Here is a 6,243-nt window from a genome sequence, read left to right on the forward strand (position 1 = left end):
CATCCCACCCCGGCGCCCTCTGCCGCGACTGCCGAGCGGCAGCCGCCGCCCACCCCTGATCCACAAGGAGCCCCATGGTCAGCCCGCCCCACGAGGCGATGCACCGCATCTTCCAGCACGATCCCGGACTGTTCAGCCGCGTCTCACGCTTCCTCGGGGTCGACATCCCCACTCCCGTGAAGGCGACAGCCCTGCCGACCGACCTCACCGAGGCCAGTCCCGTCGAACGCCGGGTGGACACACTGCTGCGGTTCGAGACCGCGGAACAGGGCGCGTTCCTCCTGGCCGTGGAGGCCCAGGGCCAGAAGGACCTGAACAAGCCGGCGAGCTGGGCGTACTACGCCGCTTACCTGTGGACGAAGTACCGGCTGCCCACGGCTCTCCTGGTCGTCTGCCAGGACCACGCCACAGCCAGATGGGCCCAGCAGCCGGTGAGCAGCGGGCCGCCCCAGCTGCCCACCCTCACCCTGCGCCCCCTGGTCGCCGGACCGCACAACATGCCGGTGATCACCGATCCGGAGGAGGCCCGCGCCGACCTGGTCCTGGCCAGTCTGGCGGCCATCACACACGCCGCCGAACCGGTCGTCGATGTGATACTGAAGGCCCTGTCCACAGCGTTGCGGGATGCGCCCGAAGACATCGCGGACCCCATCGTCGAATTCACCGCACAGGGCCTGGGCAACCGCCCGGCCAAGCACCTCTGGAGGAACCTGGTGGCCGTGGACCTCTCCTTCTACAAGTCCTACATCTCCGAAGAAATCCGCGACGAAGGCCGCGCCCAGGGCCGCGCCCAGGGCCGCGCCGAGGACGTCCTGCTCGTCCTCGAACAGCGCGGCCTCGACGTCTCCGACGACGTCCGCAGGCGCGTCACGGACTGCACCGACCCCGAACTCCTCCGCCACTGGCTCACCCGCGCCGTCACCGCACCGAAGGCCGAAGAGATCTTCGAGGACGAGTGACCGGACCCGCTTCCCCTGCGGTGACTCAGGTCACGCGGAGGAAGCATTAATCAAGTTTTACCAGTACACCGGAGAGGTATATCTTCTCCGCGTAGCCAGCTAGACAAAGTTGACTAGTCGCGGTTCCCCGTCCCGTTCCACCCCTTGAAGGAGCCCACGTGACCTTCCTCCCCGACACCGGATACACCCCCACCCCCGAGGACCGCGCGAGCCTGGACGCCTGGTTCGCGGAGTACGACGCGGCGAGCGGCCGGCGGGACGTCGAGCGCATGGCGGACATGGCGGTGTTCCCGCTCAACCTCGTCAGCGACGACTCCGCGGGCGACGGCCGGTCGGCGCAGTGGGACCGGGAGCGGTTCGTCGCGACCATGACCCGGGTGATGGGCGAGGGGGACCAGGACATCACCTTCGAGTCCACCCGGACCCCGGTGTTCCTGTCCCCCTCGATGGCCGTGGTCCTCACCGACTCGACCATGACCGCGGACGGTCACTCCCAGCGGCTCCGGTACGCCGACATCCTGATCAGGCGGGAGGGGAAGTGGGCGTTCCAGACCATGATCCAGGGCGGCTGGGGGGACAACCTGTAGCGCCGGCCGGCGACCACCCGCCGCCGTGGAGGGCACCGCCGAGTGGCAGAGTGGGAGGACGTCATCAGCTATCCGGGAGGTAGACCCTTACATGCGTCTGCTGCTCATCCGCCACGGCCAGACCCCCTCCAACCTCAAGCACCTCCTGGACACCGCGGAGCCGGGCCCCGGCCTGACGCCCTTGGGAGAGCAGCAGGCAGCCGCCCTGCCGGAGGCGCTGGCGGCGGAGGAGATCGACGCCCTCTACGCCTCGACGCTGGTGCGCACCCAGCTCACCGCCGCGCCGCTGGCCGACGCGAGGGGGCTGGAGGTCCGGATCCGGGACGGGATCCGGGAGATCTCCGCCGGCGATCTGGAGATGCGCGGCGACGACGAGGCCGTCCGGACGTACCTCACCACCGCCTTCGCCTGGTCGGCGGGGGACACCGGGCTGCGCATGCCGGGAGGGGAGAACGGCGTGGAGGCCCTCAAGCGCTTCGACGCCGTCGTCGACGAGGCCGCCGGGACCGGGGCCCGGACGGTGGCGATGGTCAGTCACGGCGCCGCGATCCGCATGTGGGTGGCCGCCCGGGCGGAGAACGTCGACGTGTCGTACGCCGCCGACCACGCGCTGCGGAACACCGGTGTCGTCGTCCTCTCCGGCTCCCCCGACCGGGGCTGGCGGGCGCTCCACTGGGAAGGCCGCCCCCTCGGGCCCGAGAGCGGAGCCCCCGAGGCCGACGGTCCCGCCGGCGAAGCGGTCGGCACGGTCGACCGCTGAGCGGGCCCCCGGGACGTCTCCGGCGGCCCTCTCCGGGGCGGGCGGGTCCGGCGCCCACCGCCGGGCGGCACCGCCCGGCGGGACGGAGCGCTACCCGCGGTCCGGGAAACGGGCCACGCCCAGCAGGACGGTCCCGGCGAGGAGGAGACAGGCACCCCCCGCGAGGAGGGAGATCAGCGCGTCTCCCACCGGGAGGAAGGCGAGAACGGCCGTGAAACAGGTCATGCCGCTCCCGGTGAGGACCTGACCGAGCCCGTGGGGGACGAGTCGCAGGACACGGGGGCGCTCCCACGGATGGATCCAGCCGGTGAGCAGCCCGACCACCCCACTCACCGCCACGGCCAGGAAGAAGCAGGCGAACACCCCCGCCACCACGTACCGCATCCCGCCTCCCGGCGGGGATCGTCGCACAGGAGGGGACCGGGACGGAACGGGTACGGGACGGAGCCCGGCGGCGGGGACGTCCTGCGTCGTGCTCGTCGGGCGCCGAGGGCTCCCGTGACCGTCCGGGCGGGTCCTACGAGTGTCCCAGGTCCGCCGACGCCTCGTCCTCGGTCGCCGGCACCGATCCCGAGTCCGACGCCGGGCGCAGCGGGAACGGGTCGACGCGGGTCTCGTCGATCACCGGCGGGGCGGGCTGCGGCGGCCTGGGCATGACCGCTGCCTCGGAGTGGCCGCCGCAGCCGTACGCCAGGGAGACCACGCGGCCGTCGGCCGGGGAGAACTCGTTGGCGCACACGCCGAAGGCCTGGCCCAGGGAGCCGCCGATGGGGACGAGGAAGCCGCAGCTGACGCAGGAGGCGGGGGCCGCCTGGGCCATCGGGGTCTTGGCGCCGAACGCCTCGTCCCAGCGGTCGGCGGCGGTGTGCAGGCCGTACCGGGACAGCACCCGGGCGCGGCGCATGCCGAGTTCCTCGGCGACGGCCGCGATGGAGCCGCGCGAGGGGGCGGTGGCCAGGTGGGCCGGGGTGCCCTCGGTGACCTCGGCGTCCTCGGCCTCCACCAGCTCGGCCATCTCCCCGGACACCGCGGAGTTCGGCGGCGGTTCCTCCTCGCCGGAGAAGCCGGGCTCCAGGCGCAGGTCCTCGGCGTCGGTGGGCAGCAGGTCGCCGGGGCCCATGTCGCCGGGGCGCAGCCGTTCGCTCCACGGCACCCACTCCGGCGCGAGCACGGCGTCGGGGCCGGGCAGCAGGGCCGCCTCGTCGACGGTGACGATCCTGGCTCGGGAGGCGCGGGCGACGGTGACGGCCCAGCGCCAGCCGCGGTAGCCGAGCTCCCTGCACTCGAAGAAGTGCGTGACCACGCGGTCGCCCTCGGAGACCATCCCCAGGTGCTCCCCGACCACCCCGGGCGCGGCGACCTCCTCGGCTGCGGCGCGGGCGAGGTCGACGGCCTCGGCGCACAGACGGTCGGGGGTGCGGCTTCGCGTTGTCGCTGCGCTCACAGGTATCGCTTCTCTCCTACGCCGTCTCACGAGTGCGCCACTCCCAGCGCGAGGGCGGACGGAGCGGACCGGGGGACCGCGTCGACGTCCGCGCCGGATCGTGCTCGGGCGCGCCTCCATCCATTCTGCGGGATGGCTGAGATAGGCACGCTACCTGTTCGCGTGCGCTGGGCCTACACCGACGGTTGTTCCGGTGTCCCGCGCGCCGGTTTCCCGGGCCGCGGCGCACCGCGCGGAGTCGCCCCGGGAACGCCGTGCGCCGGGGCCGATCGGACGGACGGCCGCATCCGGGACGCCGTCCACGGCGGCGTTGCGGCACTACGCACCGGGGTCTCGGGGCACTATGACGTCGTGGCTACCGCGAGGACACCCCAGGACGCCACCGGGACCGGTGGGTCCAAAAGGGTCAAGGGGGTCAGGGAAAGCGGCCGACGCCCCGGGACGGGCCGGGCGGACGGCCGCCTCCGCGCGTTCGGCCGGGCCCTGCGCTTCCCGGTGACCGGCACCGCACGCGGCATCCGCCGGGTGACCCACGCGCACGGCGCCGGGGAGTCCGGGCTCGGCAAGCTGATCGAACTGCACGGGGTGAACGGCGCCGGCGACGTCATGATCACGGTCGCCCTCGCGTCCACCGTCTTCTTCTCGGTGCCGACCGACGAGGCCCGCGGCCGGGTCGCGCTCTACCTCGCCGTCACCATGGCGCCGTTCACCCTCCTCGCCCCGGTGATCGGCCCGCTCCTGGACCGCGTCCCGCACGGCCGCCGCGCCGCGATGGCCGGTGCGATGCTCGCGCGGGCGCTGCTCGCCCTGGTGCTGTCCGGCGCGGTCGTCACCGGCAGCATCCAGCTGTACCCGGCCGCGCTCGGCGTGCTCGTCGCGTCCAAGGCGTACGGGGTGGTCAGGAGCGCGGTCGTGCCCCGGCTGCTGCCGCCCACCTTCTCCCTGGTGAAGGCGAACTCGCGGGTCACGCTCGGCGGGCTGCTGGCGACCGGGATCGCCGCGCCGATCGGCGCGGGGCTGCAGCAGATCGGTCCCCGCTGGCCGCTGTACGGCGCCTTCGTCCTCTTCGTCACGGGAATGTTCCTGTCCTTCCGGCTGCCGCCCGAGGTGGACTCCGCCAAGGGCGAGGACGTCGCGCTGCTCGCCGCCGACGAGCGGCACCTGCACGGGCCGTACCGCAAGGCGGCCCGGCGTCCCGGGCTGCGCACGGTCGGCCCGGCCGTCACCCACGCGCTGGGCGCCAACGCCTCCATCCGCTGCCTGTCCGGCTTCCTGATCTTCTTCCTCGCGTTCCTGCTGCGCGAGCACCCGATGACCGGGCAGAACGCCGCGGTGTCCCTCGGCATCGTGGGCGTGGCGGCGGGCACGGGCAACGCGCTCGGCACGGCGGTCGGGGCCTGGCTCAGGTCCCGCGCCCCGGAGATCATCATCGTCACGGTGGTGGCCTGTGTGCTGGCCGCGACGATCGCGGCCGCGGCGTTCTTCGGCGCGGTCCTGGTGGCGTGCCTGGCCGCGATCGCCGGGTTCGCGCAGGCCCTGGCCAAGCTGTCGCTGGACGCGCTGATCCAGCGGGACGTGCCCGAGCTGGTGCGGACGTCGGCGTTCGCGCGGTCCGAGACGCTGCTGCAGATGGCCTGGGTGCTGGGCGGGGCGATCGGCATCGTGATGCCGCTGATCGGCCCGCTGGGGCTCGCGGTGGGCGCGGCGATCGTCGCCGCGGGCTGGCTGACCACCGTCCGCGGGCTGGTCGTCTCCGCCCGGCACGGGAGCACGGGGCGGGCGCGGGTGGCGTAACGCTCCGGCCACGCCGCACCCCCGCGTGGGAGGGCGACCGGGTCCGCCCGATAGCCTTTCGCCCATGACCACGTTGCTCCGCGGCGCAGCCGCCCAGAGTCACCGCGCCGTGCGACGCCGCCGTGTCGTCGCCACCGTAGGCGCCGTATCCGCCGGACTGCTCGTCCTGTCCGCGTGCGACAAGCCGACGGCGATGGCCACGATCACCGTGGGCAGCTCCTCGGTGAGCTCCGAGGCCACCTGCGGCGGCGAGGGCAAGGCCCTGAAGGCCTCCAACCTGACCGCGTGCCTGAAGGACAAGGACATCAAGGAGATCTCGGTCGACCCCGAGGAGACCGTGCGCTTCGGCGTCGACCCGGAGATCGCCGACAACGGCTGGACCATCCTGATGAACGGTCGGCCGCTGACCGACTCCAGCACCAAGACCTACCGCACCATCCCGGGCAGCGTGTTCTTCAACACCCAGTACGGCGCCCAGGGCAACTCCACCCTGGTGTCGGTCCAGGAGGGCGAGAACGGGGCCACGGGTCTGTGGTCCTTCCGGCTGAAGAAGGACGACGGCTCCTGACCCGCTCGGCGCCGCGCGTCCTCGTCGCCACCGCGGTCCCCGTCGAACGGGACGCGGTGGCACAGGCGTTCCCCGGTCCTCCGCTCGAGGTGCCGCTGCCCGGCGCGACCCTGCTGCGCACCCCCACCGGC

General features: G+C 73.2%; 7 protein-coding genes and 1 pseudogene. 6 read left to right on the forward strand and 2 right to left on the reverse strand.

Annotated features, from left to right (window positions below; all coding sequences use genetic code 11):
- The first annotated feature begins 74 nt into the window (after window positions 1-74).
- The 3 genes from B7L92_RS32630 (at window position 75) to B7L92_RS32640 (ending at window position 2,306) form a co-directional block, all read left to right on the forward strand.
- On the forward strand, window positions 75-959 hold the full coding sequence (locus B7L92_RS32630) for a hypothetical protein (protein ID WP_081240896.1): 885 nt from the start codon (window positions 75-77) through the stop codon (window positions 957-959).
- 158 nt (window positions 960-1,117) lie between these two features.
- Window positions 1,118-1,546: a DUF4440 domain-containing protein gene (locus B7L92_RS32635; protein WP_081240897.1), complete on the forward strand. Its 429-nt coding sequence runs from the start codon at window positions 1,118-1,120 to the stop codon at window positions 1,544-1,546.
- Window positions 1,547-1,637: 91 nt separating this feature from the next.
- Entirely contained in the window at window positions 1,638-2,306 is a 669-nt protein-coding gene (locus B7L92_RS32640; RefSeq protein WP_081240898.1) for a histidine phosphatase family protein, read from the forward strand.
- A 90-nt stretch (window positions 2,307-2,396) separates the two neighbouring features.
- On the opposite strand, the gene B7L92_RS32645 is transcribed toward B7L92_RS32640, so the two are convergent.
- Window positions 2,397-2,690: a hypothetical protein gene (locus tag B7L92_RS32645; protein WP_081240899.1), complete on the reverse strand. Its 294-nt coding sequence runs from the start codon at window positions 2,688-2,690 to the stop codon at window positions 2,397-2,399.
- Between the two features lie 133 nt (window positions 2,691-2,823).
- Window positions 2,824-3,750, reverse strand: a complete 927-nt coding sequence (locus B7L92_RS32650; RefSeq protein ID WP_081240900.1) for a DUF3027 domain-containing protein — start codon at window positions 3,748-3,750, stop codon at window positions 2,824-2,826.
- Window positions 3,751-4,101: 351 nt separating this feature from the next.
- Between B7L92_RS32650 and B7L92_RS32655 the strand changes: the two genes are divergently transcribed.
- The 3 genes and pseudogenes from B7L92_RS32655 to B7L92_RS42970 all read left to right on the forward strand — a co-directional run.
- The gene (locus tag B7L92_RS32655; RefSeq protein ID WP_081240901.1) at window positions 4,102-5,544 is read left to right on the forward strand and encodes an MFS transporter; all 1,443 of its coding nucleotides are present in this window, start codon (window positions 4,102-4,104) and stop codon (window positions 5,542-5,544) included.
- Between the two features lie 64 nt (window positions 5,545-5,608).
- The gene (locus tag B7L92_RS32660; RefSeq protein WP_016825721.1) at window positions 5,609-6,112 is read left to right on the forward strand and encodes a hypothetical protein; all 504 of its coding nucleotides are present in this window, start codon (window positions 5,609-5,611) and stop codon (window positions 6,110-6,112) included.
- A pseudogene (locus B7L92_RS42970) lies at window positions 6,076-6,243 on the forward strand (futalosine hydrolase); the annotation flags it as partial. The gene B7L92_RS32660 and the pseudogene B7L92_RS42970, both read left to right, overlap by 37 nt.

The sequence above is a fragment of the Streptomyces viridosporus genome, assembly GCF_002078235.1.
Lineage (GTDB): Bacteria > Actinomycetota > Actinomycetes > Streptomycetales > Streptomycetaceae > Streptomyces > Streptomyces viridosporus.

Excerpts from the sequence above, each read along its gene's own strand:
- B7L92_RS32630 (WP_081240896.1), top strand. The coding sequence starts at position 75 with ATGGTCAGCCCGCCCCACGAGGCGATGCACCGCATCTTCCAGCACGAT.
- B7L92_RS32645 (WP_081240899.1), bottom strand. The coding sequence starts at position 2,690 with ATGCGGTACGTGGTGGCGGGGGTGTTCGCCTGCTTCTTCCTGGCCGTG.
- B7L92_RS32640 (WP_081240898.1), top strand. The coding sequence starts at position 1,638 with ATGCGTCTGCTGCTCATCCGCCACGGCCAGACCCCCTCCAACCTCAAG.
- B7L92_RS32660 (WP_016825721.1), top strand. The coding sequence starts at position 5,609 with ATGACCACGTTGCTCCGCGGCGCAGCCGCCCAGAGTCACCGCGCCGTG.